Source organism: Yersinia aldovae ATCC 35236 (genome assembly GCF_000173735.1).
GTDB lineage: Bacteria > Pseudomonadota > Gammaproteobacteria > Enterobacterales > Enterobacteriaceae > Yersinia > Yersinia aldovae.
Genome location: NZ_ACCB01000054.1, coordinates 1 through 26,946, shown reverse-complemented (window position 1 = coordinate 26,946; position 26,946 = coordinate 1). Strand labels below are relative to the sequence as shown.

The window sequence follows — 26,946 nt, the reverse complement described above, 5'->3', positions numbered from 1 at the left end:
GCATAGATATTCCATCTGGCACCTGAGACTATGGCGTTGTTAATCCCCGATGTTTCTAGCCCAATCTGTACTATCTTTACATTATTTAATTTATAGCGAGTGCCATTAAGGATCTTCCTTATACCCGGGTAGCCGGAAATCTTGATAAATTGTTCGCCATTGAGGCCGACGTAGATTGTTGCCGCGATGCCAAATCCACCTAATTTCCTGACTAAATCAGCAGCCGAATAGAGATCCTTGGCATTGCCACTATAAGTTGCAGTTTGCTCTGCATAATTCCATACATCTTCCGGCGCTATATCCGAAAAAAGCCCTTCCGGCTGGCTGCCATCTCTACCAAATTCCCCCAGGCATTCAAGAACGTCGTAGGATTCCTCTTTGGTGAGTAACATGATGTGATGCTTGTTAGTGTTTATACAAGTATAGAGTTTTTCTTCTGCTAACCGCCGTGCAGATGCAGCATATCCAGAGCGAGTGGGAGTGGTTGGTGAATTCCCGGTCAGGTAATTAGGATAGGTTCTTTCTGTCATGGCGATTCCTTTCTGCCGTGTATCAATAAATCCGTATCTATTGATTAATATCTACTCTAATAGAAATCTTGTGGTTCATAAAGAATTACCTGAAAGATATTCTGAAAGCTGCTTATGGTCTATGTGTTTTATATCTGGCAAAAATGGGGGCAGGGGAGGAGGCGAGTGAAAATGTATAAAACAAAAAGCCTGCTTAGTTTCCTAAGCAGGCTTCTCTAAATTTGGCTCCTCTGACTGGACTCGAACCAGTGACATACGGATTAACAGTCCGCCGTTCTACCGACTGAACTACAGAGGAATCGTGTGAACGAGGCGAATAATAGCGAGGGTGGTGACGTTTGTCAAAGTAGAAAAACACTTAAAATGCGTGTTTGCTGACAGAGTGAGCTTATTGGCTTGTTTTTCAGCAGAATTGATCGTTTTCTGGCACGCTACTTCATCAAAATCATGAATTCATTTCTGAGTAGCAGCAGCCCATCCTCGGTCAAAATATAGGCTGATAAATCACTTTTTGTTCTTAGGGGAGATTTTCAGCCATTTGATTGTAAAATATCAATTTAGTTACGGTGTAACCTTAGCAATTCTATTGTTTTTTATCTGATTACCGGCATCGTCAAAATAGATATAGCTTACTGTCACTTCGCCGTTAAATGACACTGGCTGCTGCTCAAGCTGATACTGGCGTTCTGAAAATGGGCTGGTCATCATGTCCATCTCTTGAGCTACCAGCGTGTTTTTCTGCTGATTTTGCAGTTGAATCTGGCCGAAAGAAACATAGTAAGGCGTTGGGTTATGGGCAGTGAGGACGTAATTTTTATCCTGTTTCTGTAGCGTGAAACTGAGCTTTTTCATTGCTTCTTGCGGTTTCAGGGGTAATCCATCCGGGCGATAGAAGATTTTCATCTGGGTGTTCATTGCCATTGCTACCTGCGCATGGGCATCTGCGTCACGCGGTTCTTTGGGGGGGATTTCATAAAGATTCAGCCAATAAACTGATTCCCGATCATTGGGTAGGTTATCACCTTTATTGATAATACGTAGACCCTGAACCCCACCCGCCTGCATTTTGAATACGGCGGGTAATACCATAAACGGAGCCTCGGCCTGATCTGGTGTGCTATCGACATCACCATCGTCAATCCAGGTTTGGACGACCACGGGATAGTCATTGGTATTCGCTAACATCAGAGAGCGTTCGCGTTGCTCCGGCTGATAAATCATCCGGGTTGAGCTTGCGATCAAGCCGGCCACGGCGCTTTGGCTGATGACGGTCAGTAGCAGAAATAAGCTTGATAATCTCATTGTATTTTTACCAGAACATAGGCTGTTGCATCGACTTTTCCGGCAGTAGGCGTACCGTTAGGCAGTTTTTTTAAGGTGGCGGTGAAGTTATGTGTATAGTTATTATAACCCGTGGCATTACTGCCATTGTCCGTGGCCCCCGTGAGCACCGGATACCAGCCAGCAGCGCTAGTGCTGATGCAATTGCTGACACAACCGCCCCAGCCGACAAAGTTCATTACCCCTCCGCTACTGTTGCTCAGGCTGATCCCCACACCGGTCGCAATGCGGCTGTCAGTACCATATTGGTCCGATAATAGATAACTTACTCCACCGGCGGAATTGACCAATCCCAAACCTTGGGCTTTCAGGTAGCCTGGCAAGGAGGTCTGGATGCCAAGGGCAGTCTGCCCACTATTAATACCCGATTCAGTTCCAGCCTGGCATTCAATATCCACGGTAATATTGGCACTACGTGTTTGATTATTATTCAGTTCGTTGACTGTGATGATCGGGAAAACCACATGAGGGGTGACATTGCGCACCACACAGGTGTTTTTGCGAGTCAGTATAGAGACTGGCGAGGTATTCATGCCAAATGCCATATAGCGGCCAGACCCCCAAGTCTGATAATTGGTTGCTGAGTCATATCCCGCCTCTGGCACGGCCATCCCCGGCCCTTTAAATACCACATAGCCATTGGGTTGATTGCAGGTATAGCTGCCGGAGTAGGTATCGGCAGCAGGCCCAGGGCAACCCCAACTGGACGGCCCTGGGGTGCGATCTACCGTACCCACTTTTTTCAACTCTGCGCGGATCTGACTGAAATGTTTGCCTTTTATCTGAATTTTGTTACCCACAACATCGTACTTCTTTAGTGGGACTTGTTGCCAGATACGGGTGAATTCGATACCGGAATCTACATGGATCAGTTTCAGTGCAGTATAGGGGAAAAAGGTTTGAAAATAGTTATTACCCATATTGGTGTAACCGCCAACATTGCTGTCGCCGTTGGTGGCAAAAACTTCGAACAAACTCTCTTTATCGGCAATATCACACTCATAAATCACTGCTTCAGGGTCAGCCCAATAGCGTGCCGGAACCAGACTGATAATGCTGGATGCCAGAATTGAATCCACGGGCTGAATATAATTGCTGGTTATATTGATATTGCCCAATTGAAGTGAGGCACCATAATTATCGCCGCCAATATTGGCTCCTTTCCAAACACACTGCCCATAGCTGGGTAGGGCAAAACTCAATAACCCCAGCGACATAAGCCCTCCCATTAAGCGGGAAAATATGGGCTTGCGGCGAGATAGCTTGGTACCGCGGTTCATAATAGGATTCATGCTATTTTCTCTGATTTAGTGCTGTGTAATGACACACAAGGCATTGAGTTTATAGAGTTGTTTATCGTTGTCGGGCTTGCCCAGTGAATAGTTCAACTGACAGCGTTCATTGGCACTCTCTCCCCATACCAGCAGGAGGGTTCCATTGGTTTCTGGTGCGCGCAAGTAAGCCTGACTGCCTTGGCCGACCATACCGATTTCACTGCCTTTGTCGGCATTACTGCCATTTTTATAACTGTAAACGACAGTTCCCATCGGCAGTTGACTGCCATCCGCCAGCTTGACGGTTATGAGTACTGGGTAGCCGCTGAGGGTGCGGAAAGTCACCTTCACCGAGGAACCGGCATAAGGGGCGATTTGCCGTTCACCGTCTTGTAGCTCGGTATTAAAATCCATGCCATCAGGGTCAAGGGTAATGGTGTTGTAGCGATAGGGCGTTAGTGTTGGCACCAGAGCATAACCAAAGCGGTCGATGGTGGCCCCTTGTCCGTACATCACTTTAGCGCCACTGGCCCCCTTGGCTTCAATAAGAGCAAAGGTGTCGCTCAGGTATGGCCCTAACGTCACTCCCCCGCTATGGAAGGCAACAGCACCGCGCGCACTGGCTGAACCTTGCCAATAACCAGGGCTGCGGGAGAGACTGCCACTCAAACTGGTGGCTGGCAGTCGTTTTTGTAAGCTGCCGCTAAAGGTATTCTCTTTGGTTTGCTCGCTACGGGCAAAATCCATACTGTAACTGGATGATTGGTCTGCACCCATCACACCTGACAACGACGTCTGGTAACTGGCACCACTGGTCTTGCTATTCACCGCGCCGGCTGAAACATAGGGTGCCTGCGGGCTGCCACCCAGAGGGAATGAGATAGACATCTGCACGAGAGTTTCACTGCTGCCGAGGAGGTTCGCACCGTTCGCGGCAGGCATACCGCTGCCGGGGTCGACGAAGTAGGTCTCATTATTTCCACCGCCGGTTTTTTGTTTTGAAACCGCAAGATTGAAGCTAGTGTTACGCCATAGGGTATTGGCGTACCCCAGTTGTAGCTGAGTATCCCGTTTACGGTCATCGCGGTAATCTTGCGAAGAGGCGGTTAAATACAGTGCGCCGTAACTGTTAAGATTTTGGTTGAGCGATATTTCAGTTCGGGAGCGCTGGCGGTAGGTACCCGAACTCCAGACCTTGCCATCACTGGTTGCGCGCATACCCAGCACATCACTTAAATCACGATAGCCATCAGTTGAGTAGCGGTAACCTGCAACGGACAGCGTGGTATTCGTCGGCTCAAAAGTACGGCTAAATGAAATTCGTGCCATCCAGCCACTTTGGTCGTCATCCTCTGGCAGAGTGGCGTGAGAATAAGTGGTATCCAGCCCCAACGCGCCAATATAGTGGGTATAAACGCCACCGAGCATGACCGCCTGATAACCCGATGCCAGACGCACTCCGGTATTTCCTGTAATCGCATTACTGATCCCGCGCTGGTAGGTCAGTTCAGTGAATGTTTCATTGCTACCGAGATCCCGCACCTGCCCGGCAGCAAAGCTATAGCGGGAATAGCCGGGGCGTAAGGACTCTGGCACCGATGAAAAAGGCACCTGAAAAGTGCTCAGGTTGCCGTCGGCTTCTTGAATTTCAACCGTCAGGTCACCACCAAAATTGGTCGCAGAGAGATCATTGAACTCAAATGGCCCCGGTGACACGGTGGTTTGGTAAATTGAGCGGTTGTTCTGATACACCGTGACCTTGGCGTTGGTTCTGGCGATCCCGCGCACGATAGGCGCATACCCGCGTTGTGACTCTGGTAGCATCCGATCATCGGTTGATAGCGCCACGCCACTAAAGCCCAGACTGGAAAAAAACTGTCCGGCGCTGAATGTTTCACCCATCGTAACTTCACTGCCGATAGCGGGCAACGCACGCTGGCTATAGAAGCGGTTTGATGTCCAATTGGCACCGCGAGTAGGATCGTAGCGCAAAGAGCCTTGTTGGCGAAAACGCCACATCCCTACGTTGATGCCATTAGTCAGGCTAAGATAAGTCGAGTCAGTCACCCGCTTAATGCCATCTTTGTTATAACCAACGTGATACTGGTTAAGGTTATAATTACTGAAACCAATCGTATTGCCGTAGGTTAAATTGCGAGGATCCACATAGCCGCGTGGTATCTTTTTAACAAACAGTTGTGGCACCGACAAATCAAAACGCAGTTTCGCATTGTCAAAACGGTAGTTACTGGCAGGCAGGATGTCTTTAAACGGCAGGCATTGGTCCTGCGGATCGGCATCTTTCAGAGCCGTTTCTGTGACGCCAGCTTGCAATAGCAGAGCGACTGACAGGCAAGGAACCACCGCATCGTTCTTCTCAATGAAATCCAATGCCACGCGATCAATAAACTTGTTGTTCATATAGAGGTCAACTTGGTATTTGCCTGCCTCATAACTGTCTTTTTTGTTAAAGCGGGAGATTGCGCCTAATCCAAGAGCAGAACCTCTAACCAACGCATCTTCAAATATATATTCGTCTTGATTATCTTCATCTGCCGCTGACACGACATGGCTGACCAGTAAACTGTGAGTCAGTAAACAGGATAACCAAGGAGCAAATCTCACAGGTTATCCCAATTGTTGGGGGTGTTCAGCGTTGTTATCACGAATAAGCTACAAATGGTAATCACAGGGAATGTTAGTGCCATAATCATTAACCACATTCAGGGTCAGTAGTTCACCTGTATTGGCTTTAACCCCAGCAGGCAGCGCTACATCTGTCGTGGAGTTGGGAGCAAACATCTCACTGGTCGCAAACGAAATCGTCTTCCCATTGCTAATGAGTTTGGCATCACGCAGGCTGATGTAATAAGGGGTCGGATTATGTATTTTTATTTTGTCGCCGCTGGTGGTATCGAGAGTCACGCGCAACTTTTTACCCAGCGTGTCGACATTTTCTTTTAGTGCTGCTGGTCGGTAGAACACTTTTAGCCGGTTATTAACGATCAGAACCAATTTGTTCTCAGGCTGCTTATCTGCTTTTAACGCGGGGATTTGCAAGAAATTAAGGTAAAAAACTGATTCACGATCTTTGGGTAGGTGACGTTCAATATAAGATAATCGCACCACTTGCCCGCTATTAGCTTCCATGCGAAATATTTGCGGTGTCAGGGTGAAGGGAACATCACTCTTCGAGGGTGATGATTGATTATTGCCGTCATCCATCCATAACTGAACCAAATTAGGATGCTCATCTTTATTACTTAATTGCAGTACTTTTTCCCGCGTACCTTCAGGGTAAATAATACGTGTCCCGGTCATGACAACACTGGCCTGCGCCCATAAGGGTATGCCGCTTAACAGTAATAACGAGCAGGCGATAATTTTGTGGGCTGTCAGTGTCATAATACTTTCTTGTCCTTGATTTTTTTGGTTTTATTAAGGCTCCGTTACCGGTTGGCCAACATCTTCATGACGGGATCAAATATTCATGAATAGTCAGGGGTAGGTTATAGCATACTGAGCAGAAGCGATTACGCTCCCTGCGGTCGCACGACCTTCTTCCGTAATGTATTGAGCCGCCAAATCCTGTGAGGCTGAGGTAGCACCTGCGACCAATGTAATTCCCGGGACTTCAACACTGCCTCCAGACATCCTGATCGGGCTGCCATTAGTATCAAGTAACTGAATTGCAACATTTTTTGCCGTGCCAACATTACCCAGGTTACCGGCTGGAGTCACATTCATCCCTTGGAAGACGGAGCTGATTTTGGTGTCTTGAATGGCAATATTGCAGCCGGTCAAATTAATGGTGAAATTGGTCTTGCCTGCCACGGAGTTAACCTGATTCAGGTTGCTGGTTGAAACCGTCGGTAGCAGAACAACGGGCGTGTTAGCCGTACCATTGATATCGACCATGCAAGTTTGCTCAGCAACCTCGCCCTGAAACTTGATAGTGTTATTTGACGTTGCCGCTAACGCTATACCCGATAGGGTAAGTAGCATCAGCACCACTAGAGTTTTTCCCATGTCATTCCTACTTGATTTTATGATTTATATTTTGATAACAGCGATGTTCGATATTCATCTCGATGCACGTTGATCAAGTTGAATAAACCCACTGTTATTTAGATATCGTTGTTGGTTTCTGAGCGGTGGCTAGTGTAATCGGGAATAGGGCTGAGCAGAATGAGAGGCTTCCTTGTTTTTCAAGGGAAAATTCCCACAAATCATGTAGGAACATACCTTGGATAAAGTGGGGTAATTATAAAACCATTGTATTTCATTGAGTTGAATCGATTCATTGATGCCGAGTGATATTATTTTTATCGGGGCCGTGATGCGATAAGAAAACCCGCTAAAGCAAAGTCGCGGGTTTCTTATCAGCCGATAGGGGGGATATTTATTTCTCTCTGTTATGACTCTCGGTTTTTGAGTATGTACTAATTAACTTAGCCAAGAGTTGATTACTTTCAGTGAGTTGTACCAGACAATCTGAACCACTGATAATGGCAGCCTCTTTATCATGGTCATGCAACAAGGATTCGAATGCAATACAACTGGCGATCAGCATCTGCGCATCGATCAGCTGTATACCCCCTTTAATTCGGTGTACCAGACTTGCCATCTTTTCATAAAGGCTTGCTGTAATTAGGCTATCATCCCCAGCACACAGGATGTCATACAGCCGTGTTATTGCGGCAGTATCGTGCATGTTACTTTCCTGCAAGGATTGCAATAGCTGCAATTCTACAGCGGCGTTACCGCCTGAAAGCGCCCTCAACTTGCTTTGTGCGGCAGACAACATTGGGTCATGCGATTCAGCCACTTCTATTTTGTTGTTTTCAATACTACAGCGGGGAGATTCCACCAATGGGATGGCGTTAGCCTCATTGGGTAGATTCATATTGTGGCCACGGCTGACAAGGTTCTGGCAGAGCAGAACGGTACGTAATGTATCGATAGTGACTGGTTTTACCATGCAGTCATCCATGCCGGCATCGGCACAGCGGACGGTGCTCTCTTCACGTGCGTCGGCGGTACAACCAATGAGAATTATGTCTTTCATTGTTGGGCTATTGCGGATGTGAGCCGCGAGTTCGTAGCCATTCATCAGTGGCATGTTGTAATCGGTAATAACTATGTCGAAGCTATAATGATGTAGAATTTTCCAGGCTTCCGCGCCATCCTCTGCACTCATTACCTGCTCAATACCGATAAACGCTAGCTGTTGCTGAAGCAATTGACGGTTTGCCTCCAGATCGTCCACCACCAAAATACGAAGATTTTTCAACTGACTAAGTTGTTTTTCATCAGCATGTAGGATGGTGGTATCTTGAGGTAAATCGTCGCTAGACGCGATATCCAGTGGTAAGGTAATAAACAGACTAGTCCCTTTGCCAAGTTGACTCTCAAGCGTAATTTGTCCCCCCATTTTGTGGATCAGTTGGTGACAAATCCACAGCCCCAGACCCGACCCCCCGAAACGGGGCGATTTGCCTTCATTAGCCTGACTGAATGGCTGGAATAGGGTTGCCTGAGCCGCAGGGGAAATGCCAATACCGGTATCTGTGATATCGATATTCATCACCCCTTGCTCTTCATCACTAGCCTCCCAGGTGATATCCACGGAAACACTACCTTGTTCAGTGAATTTCAAGGCATTTCCCAGCAGATTCCCCATCACCTGGCGAACCCGCAGCATATCAACCATAAGAAGTTGTGGAATTTGGTTATCCAGCCAGCCAGAGAAGTGCAATCCACGTTCATCAGCGATAGGCTGATAAATGCTGAACATTCGTTCTATTTCCTGACGGAAATCGGTCACTGCCGGATGTACACTTAGCTGACCTGCTTCAATTTTGGCTGAATCGATTATGTCATCCAGCAGTAGCATCAGTGATTGGGCTGATTTAGACACCGTTACCAGTGTGTTTTTCTCAACCGGCTTATCACTGCGGATCTCCAGCTCCAGTAACCCCATGATGGCGTACATCGGAGTACGTAGTTCGTGGCTGATGGTGGCCAGGAAGGTGCTTTTAGTCCGGTTAGCACTTTCGGCCTCTACCCGCGCGGCCTCCAGTTCACGCTCTACCGTTTTACGTTGACTGATATCCAGCCAGCCACCGAGTAAACTGCGCTCAGTATTATCCAACGGAATGATCCACAAAAATATGTCCCGCAACTCACCGTTTATTTCGAGAGATAAGTCAACAAGTTGTGATTTTCTGTCGGTTAAGACCAGGCGACAATACTTATCTATCTCGCGATCCAGCGGGTTGGTCATCGGCCAATTGGCGTGTTCATTATTGTGGTTGAGCAGGTCATTTAGTTTATCCTGATGCGCGTTAGCAAAGTGGCTGTTATAAACCGCCAGTTCTCCATCGCTGGTGCGAATAAATACCGCAAACGGCAATGCATTAATGATGGACTCTTGTTGTAGCAACCGAGCATGTAACAATGCAGCCTGACGGCGTTTGTTGAAAACCAGGTAGCAGAGGTATAAACCGAAGACTAACAGCAGCCCTGAACTTATTTTCAGCGTCAACATCAGCCATTCATTGTCTCGCAGGTCTTCGTCAAAACTGATTGGTTTAGGTTTAAACGTACTCCATTCACTTATCAGGCCATCCAGTTCTTCGGGGGGAATGGATTCGATAACTTTGTCGATAATGGTTTTTAGTATCGGCATATCAGAATTAATGGCCAAAGCCAACATCAGCGGTTCTTCACCTGCGACGGCAACGGTTTTAATATTGGGCGTAAAATTCTGGGCGGACAGATAGTTGGCGGTCATCATATTTTTAACGATAGCATCAATTTTACCCTGTTGTAGCCAGCGTACCAGTGTCATGGTGTCCGGCGCGTCAACAAAGATGATCTTTTGCGCTAATAGTGTGTTACCAACGATAGCGCCCGAACTGCTACCTGACTGTATACCGACCCGCTTCCCAGCCAGATCCGCGACATTATTGATATCAATGCGGTCTTCGCGGGTCAGGATTCCCCACAAAGATTGGGCAACCGGTAAGGAGTAAAGATTGTTGCCATACTGACCATTACGCATGGCGACAATTGGCAGTAGATCGATTTTACCGGCCCTAAAGTTGCGTAAGCCCTCGCCAGTGTCTTTGGTATAAATCGGCTCAAATTTAAGCCCGGTTCGACGTGAGATAATATCGATAAGATCGATAGAAAAACCGGCCATTTTACCGGATTGATGGTCGCGAAAAATCAACGGAGCCAAATCCAGGGGCGCAACATAAGTGACAACAGGATGTTTCTGAATCCAGCTAATCTCTTGTTCTGTCAGTAGTAATTTAGCATCAATATTGTAATGATGTTTGCTGCCAAACCAGCGCTGTTGAATGTCACCGGTAGCCCGGCTTGGTAATAACTTGAGAATCTGATTCAGGTAATCAATGAGTTTTTGATTATTTTCACGCGCCAGAAATACGTAGGGCGCAGGGTGATAAGGGGCAAAGTTACGGATTTGTAACGTCAAGAGCTGTAGCTGGTCAATTAAATAGTTGGCAGAGGTCGCATTGGAGACATAGACATCGGCATTACCATAAGCGACGGCCAGCAAACCCTGTAACTGATTGGGGTAAGCCACAATTTTATCGGCGTGATAGTTAAATAAAAACTCAGGGGAAAGGGGTTCGTTATTGACGATTGCTACCGTTTCCGGGTGGGTACGCTTGGTTGGATCCCAATTTTTACTCCGGACTTCGACATGACGGTTAGTGAAGAAGGCGTGTGACGCAATCAACCCCGGCTGTGCCAGCATGGGCGTACCCGCCATCAGGTCAATCTGACCATTCTCCAGCGCATTCAATACCAGCCCGTAATCACAATACCCAATCATCTGGAACGATAATTGGCTCGCATCACTGATGATTTTAAGATAGTCCGCGACTATTCCTTCAATGGAATTATCATCGCGGTTAACCACGAAAGGGGTATTAGCATCAATGACCACGCCCACTTTTACCGTACGCCGGCTTGATTGGCGGGTATCAGTGTTGGAGGGAAGTAATAGGTCATCACTGTAGCTGTTGGCAATACTGTGTATCGTCAATGGCTGGCCGGTATCACAGCCTAAACGGCTGGTCATCAGGGCAGCATGGAGTTGCCCACTCATTAGCAACAGACAGCAGAGTAGGGTACGCAAATAAAGCCAGCTACGTAAATTTAAAGAAAACGTGATACGCAAAGAGAACCTTGTACGCCATAAGACAGATTTGTATGAAGACACCAACGTGAACTATACCGACTCGATCTGCATTGCCAAATTGAACTACACCAAATTGTGGGTATGCGCATAATCTGCCAGTTCAATAACAGAGCTTAGTCCCAATTTGGTCAGTATTCGAGTTTTATAGGTGCTGACTGTTTTGTTACTGATAAACATCTCGTCGGCGATTTGTTTGTTAGACAAGCCATTCACCAGATAACGCAACACATTAATTTCCCGTTCAGATAACAAGCGTGCTCGATTGACCGGATCGTGGCTAGACGGTTGCCCGGCCAATTGGGTCAACGTTTCAGAGGGGAAGAAAGAGTAGCCCCGCAATACGTTCTGTGCAGCGAAAAGAATTTCGCTAATATCTTTATTTTTACTGATAAAACCGTTGGCACCGGCCTGTAATGCGCGAACAGCAAACACCTGTTCGTTCTTGGCTGACAAGAATAATGATTTGCCGGTAAAACCGCGCTGTTGGAGCTTCTTCAGCAATGAGAAACCATCGAAATTAGGTAGCTCAATATCGATAATAACCAGGTCAACTGGATTATTTTTTAATATTTCTAATGCCTCACTACCATCAACTGATTCATAAATTGTTGAGAATTCGTTGCTTTGTGATAACAAAGCACGAATAGCAACACGAATAGCTGGATGGTCATCAACTATCATCACTGATTTTGTCATGTTCTCTCCGTAAACCGTTATATCTTGGGATTAGCAGAGTTCACTCACTGCTCCTCGCTTGCACCGATAGACGCCAAATGATTACCCAAGATGAGATAAACAAGAATCACTACTGTCGATGCCCAAAGTACTATTTCGGTGATTCTAATCTCTAATTATAGATTATCAAGAAAAGATTCTTGCTTATGTATCAGGCTACTGCGCAATGTATGCGAAGATACCTTATTCTACCTAGCGAATTGATTATAAACGAATTAGGATTTTTTTTAGTGAAATTAAAAAAAAGATTATTCATGAAAGTTGAAAAGGAATAGTTAATTTATAATTTCGAATGCAAACCTTTCCAATTTTTTAACCTTTGATATGGAAAACATAATAACCGAGTTTATGGCTCATTCCACTATGTATATCAGAGGGATAGGCAGACATCTGATAATGGCATGACCTTTGATGTCACAACAGCTCTGGAGTTATCACATTTAATGGCAAAACGTCAGCAGCAGAATCTGTCATGCCGACATGTGATTCCCGTACGCAAAAAGCCTGCTTAGGTTTCTAAGCAGGCTTTTCTAATATGGCTCCTCTGACTGGACTCGAACCAGTGACATACGGATTAACAGTCCGCCGTTCTACCGACTGAACTACAGAGGAATCGTGTGAACGGGGCGAATAATAGCGAGGTATGGGGGACATGTCAAAGGGGAAACTGAAAATTTGGATCGTTTGCTTATAGATTGTGCAACTTATTGAGATTTTGGACTTTTAGCCAGGTTTCTGCTCATAAATCCAGTCAGGTAACCGATAAGATACGGGCAGCCGTGTTTTGCGCTGCCCGTTGAACGCTATCGCGGAGTCTCTGCCAGTACAAACATGCCATACGGATGGATTTGCAGATAATAGCTATCACCAGGGGCTGGTTGTAACTGAGTGGCGTTCACTTGCAGTAACAAGGATTGGCCTTGCCAGTCTACCAGAACTTCATATTGCGGCCCCATATAGGCCACTTTATTGATAATACAACGCTGGCTTGCTTCACCTTGTTGGCTCAGGGTGATGGCTTCTGGCCGCACACCGACAGTTGATTGCTGAAGTTCTGGGGCGAATCCTTGTGGCTTAGGAATATGATAACCAAAAATTTCGACGCTACTGCTGTGAATATTGGCTGGGAAGACGTTAGCATCTCCCATAAAACTGGCCATAAAATGCGACGCTGGTTGGCGATAGAGTTCTTGTGGTGCGCCAATCTGCATGATTTTGCCTTTATTCATTACCAGCACGGTATCAGACACGGCAAAGGCTTCGCTTTGATCGTGGGTGACATACAGTGAGGTAATATTGAACTGTTGCTGCAATTCACGAATTTTGTCGCGCATACTGCGACGCAGGTTGGCATCCAGATTGCTCAGTGGTTCATCGAACAATAGCACTTTAGGTTTAAGGATTAGCGCCCTGGCCAGCGCCACCCGCTGCTGCTGCCCGCCAGAGATTTGATCGACAAACCGATCGGCAAACCCTTCTAAATCGACTAATGCCAGTGCTTCCTGTACGCGATCACGAATTTCATCTTTTGGCCGGCCCAGCATTTTTAGGCCATAACCGATGTTTTCACCGAGCGACATATGCGGGAACAGGGCATAGGACTGAAATACCATGCAGATATCACGTTGCTGGATAGATCTGTCAGTTACATCTTCTCCATCGATAAATATTTGCCCGCTGCTCGGTTTCTCCAATCCTGCAACCAGCCGCAATACCGTGGTTTTTCCACAACCGGAGGGACCCAACAGTGTAACCATTTCCCCTTTAGGGATGGCGAGACTCAAATCGTCAATCACCGTATTACTGCCAAAGCGCTTAGTTACGTGCTTGAGTTCGACAAAATGTTTTTTATCGGCGCTGGGTGTTTTTATATCTGACACTGCATTTATGGTAGACATAGCATTTATAATAGACATCGCATTTAGCCTTATCAGTACGTCATTATTCAGCATTACTGGCTTTTGAGCGGGCAGTTCGCGCCTCACCGACCAGATAATCAAACAGGAAAATGATGGCAAGCATCACCACAATCAGGACAGAACCATAAGCGATAGCAATACCATATTCGCCGTCTTCTACCCGGTTAAGGATGTAAGAGGTCGCGACGCGAGTATCCGGTGTGACCAAAAAGACAATCGCACTGACGGTCGTCATGGCGCGTACAAAGCTGTAAATCAGTGCTGACAGAATTGCCGGGCGCAGCAGCGGCAGCAGAATATAAATTACTGTGCGTAGTGAACCGGCCCGCAGACTAAGGGATGCTTCATCCAGTGATTTATCCAATTGCCCCAGCCCGGCAATACCCGCGCGAATCCCGACCGGCACATTGCGCATCACCATTGAGATAATGACGATAGCCGCCGTGCCGGTCAGATACACCGGCGCACTGTTGAACGCCAAAATATAAGAGACACCGGCCACTGTTCCCGGCACGGCAAAGCACAGCATAGTGCTGAATTCGATGGTTTTTTTACCACGGAACTGCTGGCGCACCACGATATAGGCGATCAGCAGGCCAAAGGCGGCGGTGATCGGTGCGGCGATACCAGCATATAGCAAGGTATCAAGCAGAGAAGGCCATGCGCCATCACTGAACCCTTGACCAAATAGCTGAGTAAAGTTGTTTAGCGTCAGGGTGTAGTCAACTCCCCAGTTAACGGTGAAGCTGCCGTAGAAGATACTGCCGTACAGCAACACGTTAAAGGCAACCCATACATACAACATGGCGGTTGTCCCCCATACCAGCGATACCGGCAATGGCTGAACATCGCCCCGTGAGGATTTGCCGGAGATGGTGACGTAAGAGCGTTTGCCTATCCACATATACTGAATACAGAAGATAAATAGCGAGAACATCAGCAAGATAACGCCCAGCGTGGAAGCCGCCGGATAATCGAGTTGTGCGCCAGTGATGTAGAAGTAGATTTGCGTGGCCAGCACGTCAAAGTTACCGCCCAATACCAGCGGATTACTGAAGTCAGCCAGTGATTGCACGATGACTATCAAAAATGAGTTCGCCAGTGCCGGTTTCAGCAGCGGCAGGAATACTTGCATAAAAGTCTGCCAGCGGCTGGCGCGCAAGGTATAGGAGGCTTCTTCCAATGATGGGTGAATGGTTTTGATCGCACCATCGAGGATCATAAATGACATCGGCGTAAAGGCCAGCACTTGGGCCAACCAGATACCGGTGAAACCATATAGCCAGTTGGTATTGGTCAAGCCAAACCAAGTGACCATTAGCTCGGTCACGTAACCGGATCGCCCCATCATCAAGGTGACCCCCAATCCGACCACAAATGGCGGTGTCACAATCGGTAGAATCGAGAAAATCCGCCCGAGCAACGCTGAACGTTTGGCAATGCGTGTGGTGTATATGGCTAATACCATGCCGAAGAAAGTACAACCGATGCCTACCGCGACGGATAGCAGGAAGGAGTTCCAGATAACTTGCAGGATATGGGCCTGACCCAGAATCGTCATAAACTGCCACGGCGCAAAAGCCCCACTCTCATCGGTAAATATCGGGATGAAAATGGCAATACTTGGGAACAGAATAAAGACGGTAATTAGAGCGATAATGGTGACCAGCGAACCGAGCACAAAACGGTCACCGCCCAGCCATTCAAGGCGAGCCAGAGCAAGAGTAATCACCGCACCTAAGGCGATAAACAGCACGATAGTGGCATAACCTAAACCGCGCCCCAGCCAGGCTGAGGTTACTACGAGCACCAGAGCACAAAACAGCGCGTAACCCGCATCAAATAGATGGCGGCTGCGATGTTCACGACCAGCAGGCGATAACGGCCTGAAAAGCAGCACTAGCGGTAGGCCGAACCATAGCGTGCTGATATTAAGACCAGACCAACCGTAAGCGGCCAGTAGCTCAGAACGGCTAGCCTCAAGCCAGCCATAATCCAGGCTGAATGCGGGTAATAAGGCAAAAGCAGCCACGGCGAAAGCCAACCAATAGAAAATAGCATCCCGTGTCTGCGGCAGCCGCAGAACATGTGAGTGAGTCATGGTGTTCCCCAGACCTAACCTTCATCCTTGACGTTGTCGCGGTGTTCACTGCAACGCCAGGGACTTGGTTATAGAAATAAATGATCAATTATTTATATGGATCGGAATGCGTTGTGGGCTTTTATTGGCCCATCTTGACGTCATTAACCCACTTGGTTATCAGCTTCTTACGCATTTCGGTGGCACCGTAGGTATCCATGTCGTAGTTGATAAGTTTCAGATCATCTAATTTGAGCGAGTTAGGTGAGGTGGCGGCGGTGGTGTTGGTCAGAATTTGGTAGGACTGACCTTTCTGCCATGCCAGCTCTTGCGCCTCTTTTGACAGCACCCAGTCAACGAACAGTTTGGCGTTATCCAAATTACGTGCGCCTTTCAAGATACTGACGCCGCCAATTTCATAGCCAGAACCTTCGCAAGGCGAAATCAATTTCAGCGGTGCGCCTTTCTCTTTTTCCAGTGAGTAATCGTGTAGGAAGCCAATGCCAATGGTGGTTTCACCGCGTGCGGCATTACGCGCAGGGGCGATGCCGGATTTAGTGTATTGCGACACGTTGGCGTTCAGTTTTTTCAGGTAATCGAATGCGGCTTCTTCGCCCCACAATTGTGAGAAGGTGGCCAGTGCGGTGTAGGCGGTACCGGAACTTTGTGGATCGGCGATTTGGATTTCACCTTTGTAGACCGGATTGGTCAGATCTTTCCAGCACTTTGGCTCTGGCAAGCCTTTCTCTTTCAGGCGGTCAGTGTTGACGCCTAACCCCAGGATGCCGATATAAACCGCTGAAGAGTAGTTGCCTTTGCGTTTTGCCGGATCACGGAACTGCGGCATGATCTGTTCCAGATTAGGCGATTTGTAGGGATAGAGCAGATCCATCTCACCGGCCTGAGATTGCGGGTCTAGCGTGCCGCCATACCAGACATCGGCCTGCGGGTTCTTTTTCTCCGCATCAACTTTCGCTAATGTGCTGCCGGAGCCATTGCGGATAAAGCTGGTTTTAACGTCATACTTTGCACCAAAGGCTTTGGCTTCTTCTTCACACATGGCATTGGTTGCGCTGCAATAAATCACCAGACGACCTTCTGCTTTGGCGACTGTAGTCAAAGCGCTCAGTGCGAGGCCTGCGGCAATCAGGGCTGAGAGTGGTGCGAGTTTCATCATATTATCCTTTTTATCCCCTGATGAACCCAACATGTGGGAACAGTCAGCGTTGATGTTGTAGGAACGAGGTATTGTTAGTTTTATTGCTAACATATTGTTTTATTATGTTTTATCTGGGCTTTCGTGCCGTTAGCAACCCACTCTCCATTGCAGGCTAGATTTTGTTTTTATCTCTCGGGGCGAACCTTTGTGCTATCGATTCAAGGCCAAATCTATTCAGCCCGGTCATCAATAGCGGCATTAATAACAACCCGACGCAAGCTGATGCCAGTGTTAGCAAAGCAAAAAATCCTTGCCAGCCATAATGTTGCAGCACTTGCGCCAGTGGCCATCCCGCCAGAGCCGCACCGAGATAGGCGAATAGGCCAAGAAAGCCGGTGACCGTACCGGCGGCGTCTTTATGGGTATATTCTGTGGCCGCCAGGCCAATGAGCATTTGTGGCCCGAAGACAAAAAATCCGATGCTAAAAAATGTCACTGATAGCAGCGGGTAGTTATGTACGGGAGCCAGCCACAGGGCGGTCATGGTCAGGAATAACCCGAGCGCGAATAACAAAATCATCGGTGCGCGCTGGCCACGAAATAACAGATCAGATCCCCAACCGGCAAACAGCGCCCCGAACAGCCCGCCTAACTCAAACAGCGATAATGTGGCGTTGGCACTGAGCAAATTGACGCCGTGGCTCTCTGCCAGCCAAATATTGCCCCAATCATTGAGGGCAATGCGGATCAGATAGACCAGCACATAGGAGACTCCCAGCAACCAAATTGTCCGATTTCGCAATATGGCGTCGTGCAAGATACTCCCCATAGCCATCGGCGGGCTTTGCTGCTCCTGCCACCTATCCTGCGGGTCGCGTCGCCATTGGCCGATGGTCGGCAAACCTTGCTGTTGTGGCTTATCGCATAATTGCCAGCACAGCCAAATGCCTAATACGATGCCAATCGCGCCCGGTACTAACAGTGCGGCCTGCCAGCCGTAATGCGAGGCCAGAAAAGCCGATAACAACGGCACCGCCGCTCCCCCAATACTGATGGAGGTATTCCAACATCCCCACCAGGTTCCGCGTTCACTGCGCGAATACCAGCTACTGAGTAACTTGGCGCATGGCGGCCATCCCCATCCCTGAAAAAAGCCGTTTAACGTCCAAACAATCAACAGTGCAGGCAGCGAATGGCACAGGGTAAACACCACATTGAGTACCCCGGTCATCATCAGGCCGATACCCATTATCCAGCGGGCTTGAGTTCGGTCACTGACAATGCCGGAAACAAACTTCGAGCCGCCGTACGCCAGATAAAACAGCGTGCCCAATAAGCCGATATCCCCTTTATCCAGCCCCAACTCCACCTGCATCACCGGCATCGCGTAGTTAACACTCTTGCGGGTCAGATAAAAGGCGGCGTAACCCATCACCATTGCGGCCATCAGGCGTGGTCGCCAGTAGCGATAGCGCGCATTAACCTGTTCTGGCGTCAAAGGCTCTGGGGGTAAAGCCTTTGGCAATAAGGGTGATGCAGGCATGGATTCCTCCGGTATTGGGCTGAGTTTATGGCAGATAAATGTAAAAGAGATGAGACAAGGTTGTAGATGAGTAGGAATAATGCTTAGTTATGTGCGTCTTTGATCTACTTTTGTGGGCAGGTTCACACAGTCGTTATCGATGGCGTCAGTTGCTCGGCTATGGGTTGGTAGGTTGACGATAATGCGAGTACCTAAACGACGTTGCAATTGCCAGTCTCCGCCGAGCGCTCGTACCCGTTCTTCCATCCCTCGTAGGCCAAAGCCACCCCCCTGCGGCTGAATCGGCATCCCGATACCGTCATCTCGCACATCGAGGGTGATAAGGTTATCGGTCTGACGCAGGCTAACCTGAATATTCCGTGCGTTGGCGTGTTTACTAATATTGTTTAGCAGCTCTTGCACCAGCCGGTACAGCGTAAACACCACTGCGTCCTCGATATGCGTGGCGGGTAAGGCGTAATCCAGTTGGAAGTTGATACCTTGTTCAGCAAAAGCATACTCTTCGGCCAGATGGCACAACGCCTGATCCAGTGGCATCTCATCCAGTACTGGCGGGCGTAACTGGCGTAATAGCTGGCGGGTGGTTTGGTGGATGCGTTGCGACAAACTGCTGATTTGGTCCGCAGCAGATTGTGCCGCCGGTGTAGGGGTGCTGCGGTTGACCAGCATCGCCTGAATCTGAATGGCGGTGATGTTCTGGCCAATTTCATCATGTAACTCGCGGGCAATCTCTTTGCGCACATCTTCTTCGGTATGTACTAACCGCTCCATCAGTTTGCGGCGAGTTTGCAGCTCGTGTTCCAACTGATTGCGATAACGATGTAGCCGTTGGGCCAGTTGTTGCTGGCGGCTGATGGCGATCCCCAATGTTAGCCCTAACAGTGCCTGAGTGGAGAGGAACAATTCCAGTTCGGCTAAGTCATCAAATGCGCCGCTGGCCTGACGGGTCATGGTAATCATCAGGCTGCCTAATACTGCGGCTAAAACCCCACCTTGCCAGCCAAATTTATAGGCCATAAACACATTGGGTAGAAAAACAAAAATTAGCAGTAAGCGCTCCATATTCGGCGCAATAGCCACTTGTATACAGGCACCAATGGCAAAAATAAGCGAACACCAAACCAGCAAGGAGGTGCGCAGTGGTGGGTCGGGCATCTGTTGTGGGAATAGATTTCTAATATGCTGTTGCTTTAGATATTCGTATATTAAATAAGTAAACGGTACCAGCAGAATACCGCCAGTAAAGGTGGCTAACAGCGTTTGTGTTAAGGGTAACGGCAGCCAAAAAACCAGCAGGCCATGCAGTGAACTGTTTGCTGCCACCGCGGCCAGCAAAAGTAGCAAGCGCTGCCAGTAAAGGGTGTAATGATGCCAGAAACGCTGGGCAAACCAGGCGGGGAGCAAACTAAGACAAGGTGACAGCACGATCATAAGCTGAGTTTGTAACTGCTCACTATATAGCCATCCTAACATGGTCGCTTCGGCCAGTAAAAGCACGGGCCAATAGCGGCGTGGTAGCAAAATCATCAGTGCTAACCGCAGACCTTGTGGCAGTAACAAAATGGCATGTAGGCCATCGTTACTGAGATAAAAGCTGATGGTCCATAGCGCCAGCCAACTCAGAGAAAAGAAGATGGCCAGAAATAGCGATAATCCGACAGACCGCAGTTGCCACATATCAGTTACCGGCCAGTAGCTGGTGTTGCAGCGCGAAATGCACTAATTCAACTGTGGTTTCGCAATTCAGTTTGCCCAGAATATTGGCCCGATGCACATGAACGGTTTTGTGACTGAGCAGCAACTGTTCGGCAATATTTTTTACACTTATTCCATTGATTAATAGCTGGAAAACCTCTTTCTCACGCGGTGTCAATATCGCCAGTTGTTGCGGCTGTTGTGGCATGTGACGCAGCGCACGTAAGGCATCGGCACACAGATAAAGGCCGCCGCCATTGACGGTTCGTAACGCTTGCACCAGCTCATGTGGCCCACAGCGTTTGGTCAAATAACCGCTCGCTCCGGCATCCATAGCACTTTGCACAAAGGCGGTAGTGTCATAAATACTTAGAATAATGGCGCGAAAATGAGGCATTTTTTGGCGTAAGCGCTTAAGCAGGCTCAGCCCGCTTTCATCGGGCATTGAAATATCCATCACCGCAACATGTACATTTTTGTCGGGCAGTTCCATCCATGCCTCTGCCGCTGAACCATATTCGCCAATAATACAAATATCATTTTCCAATGATAACAACTGGGCAAACCCAGAGCGGACGACAATATGGTCATCAATCAATGCAACATTTATCATGATTTTTCATTATTACGGAACATCGCAGCATGATGCTTATCTATCTTTGCTTGAGCAATCATTGTTGTCAGAAATGTAAGAGGCTTAACAATTGTGAGGCAAAAAAAGAGGAAGCAGGGGATTATGACGTAAGGAAGGCACGCTCCACCAAGGTGATGTGGAGCGGATGCGGATGCCAGTGATGATTTTATGAATGCACTGGCTTATGGGGAGATTGGCGTTATAAATTACGCAGACTAGCCCGCTTTTTTGGCTCGGTAAATACGCTGTGGTCTGCCGACTTTTCCGTAGATAATGGCGGCCTGTAAAGCTTGATTCGCTGCACAGAATTCCAGATAGCGACGCGCGGTAGTACGGCTTAGGCCCAACGTCTGAGCTACATTTTCAGCGGTATATTGTGCTGTACTCTCACTGAATAATGTCTGGATTTTGTCCAGTGTCATTTGGTCGATACCGAGTGGCAAAGCGATTTTTTGTTCGCCACGGGCATAGGTATTGTACATTTCATCAATTTGGCGCTGATTGACTTTCGTGCCGTCCTGTAACACTTGGTGGCGGCGGCTATAACGTGCCAGTGACTGTTCCAACCGTTCGTAGGCTACCGGTTTAATCAGGTAATCAAACACACCATAGCGAATAGCTTCCGATACTGTTTCGCTGTCACTGGCTGCGGTAACGAAAATAATGCCGCCAGCAAAACCCTGTAGGGTAAGTTCACGTAGCAATTCCAGGCCACTACCATCGGGCAAATAGTTATCTAACAGAATCAAATCAGGCTTAAATCGTGCCACCATACTGCGGGCTTGCTGTAGATTACCCGCCAGCCAGACTTCGCGGCAGTTGTTGCTCTGTTTGATAAATTCTGCGTGCATCTCTGCCAGTGGCGTTTCATCTTCAACCACTAAAATATTAAGCCATTCCATTGGGTCTCCTATCTTTGAGATCAACGCGTCTTCGGAATAAAGACCGTAAATAACGAGCCGTTCGGGGGATTCTCTTCCACCGTAATCGTCCCGCCACTTTGCTGAACATAGGTGGCGACCAGGTACAGGCCGATGCCGTGTTCATCTGAATTTTTGGTGCTGATACCGCGTTCAAACAGACTGTCTTGCAATTGTGGGCTAATACCACAGCCGTGGTCGGCAACCTCTACAATCAATTCATTGCCTTCGTCAGACAGATAAATCTCAACCTGCTGGCCGCCGCCTGGATTTTTTAGACTGGCTTCAAAGGCATTATCCAATAAGTTGCCGATAATTGCCGCCAACTCATTCTCACCTATCGTCGGCGGCAGTATGCCCAACTGACAGCCTGGAATAAAGTTCAGGTTCAAACCTAACTCTTTGGCACGATGGTATTTACCAAATAACAATGCGGCAATCTGCCGGTTACTGAATGCGGTACGTAGCATATCAATCAGCGCCTGATGTGATGATGATTCGGTTTTTACCATCTCCAAGGCCCGGTCAAATTCCTTCATTTGCAGCAACCCGCTCAGTGTCGACATCCAATTTAGGTGTTCGTGACGAACTGTACGCAAATTTTCGACATATTGTTTTATCTGGCTAAGTTGGGCACTCAGCGTATGGATGTCATCCTGACTACGGAAACTTACCACCCAGCCTTGAAACACGCCGTCCTCTGACCAGATACCTGCGCGGTTGGCGATAGTATTCAGGCCATTGAAAGTACACAGTTCGTCTTGACGGTTATCACCGGTTTGATCAAGAAAAAAGTTAACTGGCGAGACGACATCGCTGACTTTACAGCCAATAAGTTGTTGTGGTGTGGCTGAGATATTCAGCATTTTACGCGCATTCGGGTTGATTGCCGTGATCCTACCCTCAGGATCAACGGCCAGCAGCCCTTCAAACACCGCGCCGAATAGCGCTTCTTGCTGGCGTAGAACGCGAGCTATCTCTTTGGGTTCCATTCCCATCATCTGACGGCGAATATGATGCGCAAATAGCCAGGAAAGAAACATCAGCACCACCAGCACCATAATAAAAGAGTGGGTGAGTGGCAGCAGATAAATCAGCCGCCAATGGTCTATTTTACTGATCAGGTAACCTAAGGAAACGACCCCGATGATCTGCCCGTTTTCATCGCGGATCGGTGTCTTGGCTCGCATCGCTTCCCCCATTGAGCCTTTACCGAAAATAATATAGCTCTCACCCCTTTCCAGTGCTCCGGGTTTGGTCCATTGCATTGGGTAGCCAATCATCTGTGGATTAGGGTGATACAGACGAATGGACTGTGTATCGCCAATAACAAGGTAATCAAGGTCTGAGGTATTACCGAGCCGGCCAACGATTTGTGCTAACTGGGCTTTATCGCGATGTTTTACAGCGACTACCACCGAATCCATTGCCGCGATAATTTTGGCCTGATTCATCGCAGTCTTACTGACCTGATCCAGTAAATACTGTTCAAAACTGTGACTTAAAAAACGGTCCAGCGCGCCGACCAAAATGATCGAGACGGTCAATAACAGTAGAAATATGCGCAGTGGGAAGGCGATATTCTTCAGGCAATTCCACTTCAGGCCACGCCATTTTAATTTACGTAATGTAGAAAAATGTGAAGAAAATAGAGCCACACTACTCACCTTAATTAACATATTAATCATTATCACTGTCATTAACATAAGTTAATTCAAGAAATAATAAAATAGCTAAGAGAAATAAAAAATATAATAATAATTAAGAAAATTAAAACCATTAAATAACTTATATTTACTCTATTATATGTGAAATAGGTCAATTAAACCGGCTGTTTTTATGTTTAGCATGTGTTTATAAAATAATCTCAATAAAAGTAAACCCATCAGGCGTTTGTTTTATCTTGTTGTTTTTATGTAAATTTTATTTTGGAATAAATTAATTTGTTATCGATAAATTTATTCTAATACTTGTTTTTTATTTGTTATGTAAACGTTATGGCAGAGAGTGATTTATGGATACGGTATTTAGCCGCGTTAATCGTTCAGACCACCGGCGAATTGCAGAAATAACACGTTTTCTACGTGATAACGATTTGAATATAGATACCACCGTCGAGGTGTTTATTACTGTTAGCCATAATGAAAAGCTTATCGCGTGCGGCGGTATCGCAGGCAATATCATCAAATGTGTTGCTATCAGCGAGCAGGTCAGGGGGGAAGGGCTGGCGTTGACGTTAGCCACTGAATTGGTCAACCTGGCCTATGAACGCCATCACAGCCACCTGTTTATTTATACTAAAACTAAAAACGAGAGTTTATTTAAGGCATGTGGCTTTTATCCGATCGCCAGTGTTCCCGGTATTGTCGTCTTAATGGAGAATAGCGCCTGCCGTTTACAGCGCTATGCGAAACAATTAAGTCAGCTACGACAACCATGTCAGAAACAACCACATTCGCTACAACCATCTGACCAGAAAATTGGCAGTATCGTGATGAATGCCAACCCCTTTACCCGTGGGCACCAATATTTGGTTCGTCAGGCTGCGGCGCAATGTGATTGGCTGCATCTGTTTTTGGTGAAAGAAGATAATTCTCGCTTCCCTTATGAAGACCGGCTGCAATTAGTGCTGCGTGGAACTCGTGATATCACCAATCTCACGGTACATCCTGGTTCGGAATATATGATCTCCCGCGCTACCTTCCCGTGCTATTTCATAAAAGACCAAGGGGTGGCAGATGACTGCTACACCGAAATCGATCTGAAGATATTCCGTCAATATTTGGCTCCTGCCTTGGGGATAACGCATCGCTTTGTCGGAACAGAGCCATTTTGTTCTGTAACCGCAAAATATAACCACGATATGAGCTATTGGCTCGAAACCCCACTATTGCCATCGCCGCCTATTTTATTGGTAGAGATCGAGCGCCTTAAATACCACAACACCGCGATTTCTGCCTCTTGGGTGCGCAAATTACTGGCTCAAGGTGACGGCGACACTATCAGCAAGTTGGTGCCGCAGGCGACCGGTGAATACTTACAGCAGCTATTGGCGCAACGCCCGAAAAAGGCGGTCAACCCAGACGAAACCCTTATTGCGGTAAAGAATCCAGCCCTGTTTTAGCAAATTAAAGCAGGGCTAACGTCATGTATTCAGCTTCGCCCATGTGCTGACATCGACTTAGACGACCATAGAATTTGAAGACAAGTTAATCAGGTGAAACATGAAAATTATCAGAGAAGCCGTCGCCGGTACGCTGGAATCAAGCGACGTGATGGTGCGTATTGCACCATTAAATCCACCCGAAATCGATCTGCAAATTCACAGCAGTGTGGATAAGCAATTTGGTGGTGCTATTCGCTACAGCGTATTGGCTGTGCTGGAACAGTATCGGGTGAGCGGGGTGCAATTAATTATTGATGATAAAGGCGCACTGGAATGTGTGTTGCTGGCTCGGCTGGAAACTGCGCTGCTCAGAGCCTGCGATGAAAAAATTCTGCCGTGGAGAGCGCAATCATGAAACCTGAAATGAAACACAGAATGCGCCGCAGCATGTTGTTTGTTCCCGGTGCGAATGCGGCAATGGTAAGTAATTCATTTATTTATCAGGCTGATGCGCTGATGTTTGACCTGGAAGATTCAGTCATTCTGCGCGAGAAAGATGCCGCTCGTCGCTTGGTTTATCACGCGTTGCAACATCCGCTTTATCAGGATGTGGAAACCATTGTTCGTGTAAATGCATTGGACTCAGCTTATGGAATGGCCGATCTGGAAGCGGTGGTGCGGGGCGGGGCCGATATCGTTCGCTTGCCAAAAACCGATAGCGCACAAGATGTCGAAGATATGGCGCGGGAAATCAGCCGTATTGAGTCTGAATGTGGGCGTGAAGTGGGCAGCACCGGGTTGTTAGCGGCGATTGAGTCAGCGCAGGGGATTACCCAGGCGCTGGCAATCGCTCAGGCTTCTCCACGCTTGATGGGTATTGCATTGGGCGCTGAGGATTATGTCCGCAATTTGCGCACCGAACGCTCGCCAGAAGGTATCGAGCTGCTGTTTGCCCGCTGTTCAATTTTGCAGGCAGCCCGCGCGGTTGGGATTCAGGCTTTCGATACCGTCTATTCCGATGCCAATAACGAGGCCGGTTTTCTACAGGAAGCGGCGTTAATCAAGCAACTGGGATTTGATGGTAAGTCGTTGATTAACCCACGACAAATCGAGCTGTTGCATAACCTTTATGCCCCAACGGAGAAAGAAGTTCGCCATGCCCAAGCAGTGGTTGATGCGGCGCAGGCCGCAGAAGCTGAAGGACGTGGGGTGGTTTCACTCAACGGCAAGATGGTGGATAGCCCGGTTATTGAGCGGGCGCGATTGGTTCTGCAACGAGCAGTCAGTGGCCTGCGTGAGGAATAAATGATGAATCGGCAACAACGAGTAGCAACCTTAAGCCACCGTCAGGATAACGGCCCGGCTTATCCATTGTATCAGAACAGTTCTAAGGCCAATTTGCAGGCGAAAAAGCCGCGTGACATCAAGCTGTGCGACTCGCTGGAAGATGTTATCCGGCGCTCAGGATTGCAAGATGGCATGACCATCTCCTTCCACCACGCTTTCCGCGCCGGTGACTTAACCCTCAATCTGGTAATGGCTACCATTGCTGCGATGGGCTTCAAAAACCTGCGGTTGGCCTCCAGTTCCCTGAGCGACTGCCATTCGCCGCTGGTGGATCACATCCGTAACGGCGTCGTTAGCGAGATTTATACTTCCGGCCTGCGCGGGCCGCTGGCGGAGGAAGTCTCGCGTGGATTATTGGGTAAACCCGTACAGATTCATTCACACGGCGGGCGGGTTAACCTGATTGAGTCGGGCGAGCTGACCATTT

Annotated in this window: 19 protein-coding genes, 2 tRNA genes and 1 pseudogene; 4 read left to right on the top strand and 18 right to left on the bottom strand. The window is 47.9% G+C overall.

Translation table 11 applies throughout. The features are described from left to right. From YALDO0001_RS17855 to dpiB, 18 genes and pseudogenes are all read right to left on the bottom strand, one after another. Nucleotides 1-530, bottom strand: a pseudogene (locus tag YALDO0001_RS17855) (hypothetical protein); the annotation flags it as partial. A 222-nt stretch (nt 531-752) separates the two neighbouring features. Then, nucleotides 753-828, bottom strand: a tRNA-Asn gene (locus tag YALDO0001_RS17850). Nucleotides 829-1,091: 263 nt separating this feature from the next. Further along, entirely contained in the window at nt 1,092-1,832 is a 741-nt protein-coding gene (locus YALDO0001_RS17845) for a fimbrial biogenesis chaperone (RefSeq protein ID WP_042840468.1), read from the bottom strand. Further along, nucleotides 1,829-3,163 carry a fimbrial protein gene (locus YALDO0001_RS17840; RefSeq protein WP_042840466.1) on the bottom strand — a complete coding sequence of 445 codons (1,335 nt, stop codon included), beginning with the start codon at nt 3,161-3,163 and terminating at the stop codon, nt 1,829-1,831. Before YALDO0001_RS17840 ends, YALDO0001_RS17845 begins: the two co-directional genes overlap by 4 nt. A 15-nt stretch (nt 3,164-3,178) precedes the next feature. Next, entirely contained in the window at nt 3,179-5,770 is a 2,592-nt protein-coding gene (locus YALDO0001_RS17835; protein ID WP_004705225.1) for a fimbria/pilus outer membrane usher protein, read from the bottom strand. Between the two features lie 48 nt (nt 5,771-5,818). Next, on the bottom strand, nt 5,819-6,550 hold the full coding sequence (locus YALDO0001_RS17830; RefSeq protein WP_004705223.1) for a fimbrial biogenesis chaperone: 732 nt from the start codon (nt 6,548-6,550) through the stop codon (nt 5,819-5,821). Nucleotides 6,551-6,643: 93 nt separating this feature from the next. Further along, on the bottom strand, nt 6,644-7,174 hold the full coding sequence (locus YALDO0001_RS17825) for a fimbrial protein (RefSeq protein WP_042840465.1): 531 nt from the start codon (nt 7,172-7,174) through the stop codon (nt 6,644-6,646). Between the two features lie 373 nt (nt 7,175-7,547). Further along, nucleotides 7,548-11,294 (bottom strand): ATP-binding protein, encoded by a 3,747-nt coding sequence (locus YALDO0001_RS17820; protein ID WP_042840472.1) that lies wholly within the window; start codon nt 11,292-11,294, stop codon nt 7,548-7,550. Nucleotides 11,295-11,444: 150 nt separating this feature from the next. Next, nucleotides 11,445-12,077 (bottom strand): response regulator, encoded by a 633-nt coding sequence (locus tag YALDO0001_RS17815; protein ID WP_004705218.1) that lies wholly within the window; start codon nt 12,075-12,077, stop codon nt 11,445-11,447. 575 nt (nt 12,078-12,652) lie between these two features. Continuing rightward, a tRNA-Asn gene (locus YALDO0001_RS17810) sits at nt 12,653-12,728 on the bottom strand. A gap of 191 nt (nt 12,729-12,919) precedes the next feature. Continuing rightward, nucleotides 12,920-14,014 (bottom strand): ferric ABC transporter ATP-binding protein, encoded by a 1,095-nt coding sequence (fbpC, locus tag YALDO0001_RS17805; RefSeq protein WP_042548431.1) that lies wholly within the window; start codon nt 14,012-14,014, stop codon nt 12,920-12,922. Nucleotides 14,015-14,057: 43 nt separating this feature from the next. Next, entirely contained in the window at nt 14,058-16,136 is a 2,079-nt protein-coding gene (locus tag YALDO0001_RS17800) for an ABC transporter permease (RefSeq protein ID WP_004705214.1), read from the bottom strand. Between the two features lie 121 nt (nt 16,137-16,257). Further along, entirely contained in the window at nt 16,258-17,289 is a 1,032-nt protein-coding gene (locus YALDO0001_RS17795) for an ABC transporter substrate-binding protein (RefSeq protein WP_042840464.1), read from the bottom strand. 157 nt (nt 17,290-17,446) lie between these two features. Then, complete coding sequence (uhpC, locus tag YALDO0001_RS17790; protein ID WP_004705210.1) at nt 17,447-18,817, bottom strand: MFS transporter family glucose-6-phosphate receptor UhpC; 1,371 nt, start codon at nt 18,815-18,817, stop codon at nt 17,447-17,449. An 87-nt stretch (nt 18,818-18,904) separates the two neighbouring features. Next, nucleotides 18,905-20,494 (bottom strand): signal transduction histidine-protein kinase/phosphatase UhpB, encoded by a 1,590-nt coding sequence (uhpB, locus tag YALDO0001_RS17785; protein ID WP_004705208.1) that lies wholly within the window; start codon nt 20,492-20,494, stop codon nt 18,905-18,907. A 1-nt stretch (nt 20,495) separates the two neighbouring features. Further along, the gene (locus YALDO0001_RS17780; RefSeq protein WP_004705207.1) at nt 20,496-21,125 is read right to left on the bottom strand and encodes a response regulator; all 630 of its coding nucleotides are present in this window, start codon (nt 21,123-21,125) and stop codon (nt 20,496-20,498) included. 236 nt (nt 21,126-21,361) lie between these two features. Then, nucleotides 21,362-22,048, bottom strand: coding sequence for a two-component response regulator DpiA (gene dpiA / locus YALDO0001_RS17775; RefSeq protein WP_004705206.1), 687 nt, complete (start codon nt 22,046-22,048; stop codon nt 21,362-21,364). Between the two features lie 20 nt (nt 22,049-22,068). Next, nucleotides 22,069-23,745 carry a sensor histidine kinase DpiB gene (gene dpiB, locus YALDO0001_RS17770; protein WP_261006256.1) on the bottom strand — a complete coding sequence of 559 codons (1,677 nt, stop codon included), beginning with the start codon at nt 23,743-23,745 and terminating at the stop codon, nt 22,069-22,071. A 335-nt stretch (nt 23,746-24,080) separates the two neighbouring features. On the opposite strand from dpiB, the gene citC reads away from it, so the two are divergent. From citC to YALDO0001_RS17750, 4 genes are all read left to right on the top strand, one after another. After that, complete coding sequence (gene citC, locus YALDO0001_RS17765; protein WP_004705202.1) at nt 24,081-25,190, top strand: [citrate (pro-3S)-lyase] ligase; 1,110 nt, start codon at nt 24,081-24,083, stop codon at nt 25,188-25,190. A gap of 100 nt (nt 25,191-25,290) precedes the next feature. Then, entirely contained in the window at nt 25,291-25,587 is a 297-nt protein-coding gene (gene citD / locus YALDO0001_RS17760) for a citrate lyase acyl carrier protein (protein ID WP_004705200.1), read from the top strand. Beyond that, entirely contained in the window at nt 25,584-26,477 is an 894-nt protein-coding gene (gene citE, locus YALDO0001_RS17755) for a citrate (pro-3S)-lyase subunit beta (protein WP_042545608.1), read from the top strand. Before citD ends, citE begins: the two co-directional genes overlap by 4 nt. A 3-nt stretch (nt 26,478-26,480) precedes the next feature. Next, nucleotides 26,481-26,946: citrate lyase subunit alpha (locus tag YALDO0001_RS17750; protein WP_289844117.1), on the top strand; the 466-nt coding region annotated here is incomplete at its 3' end.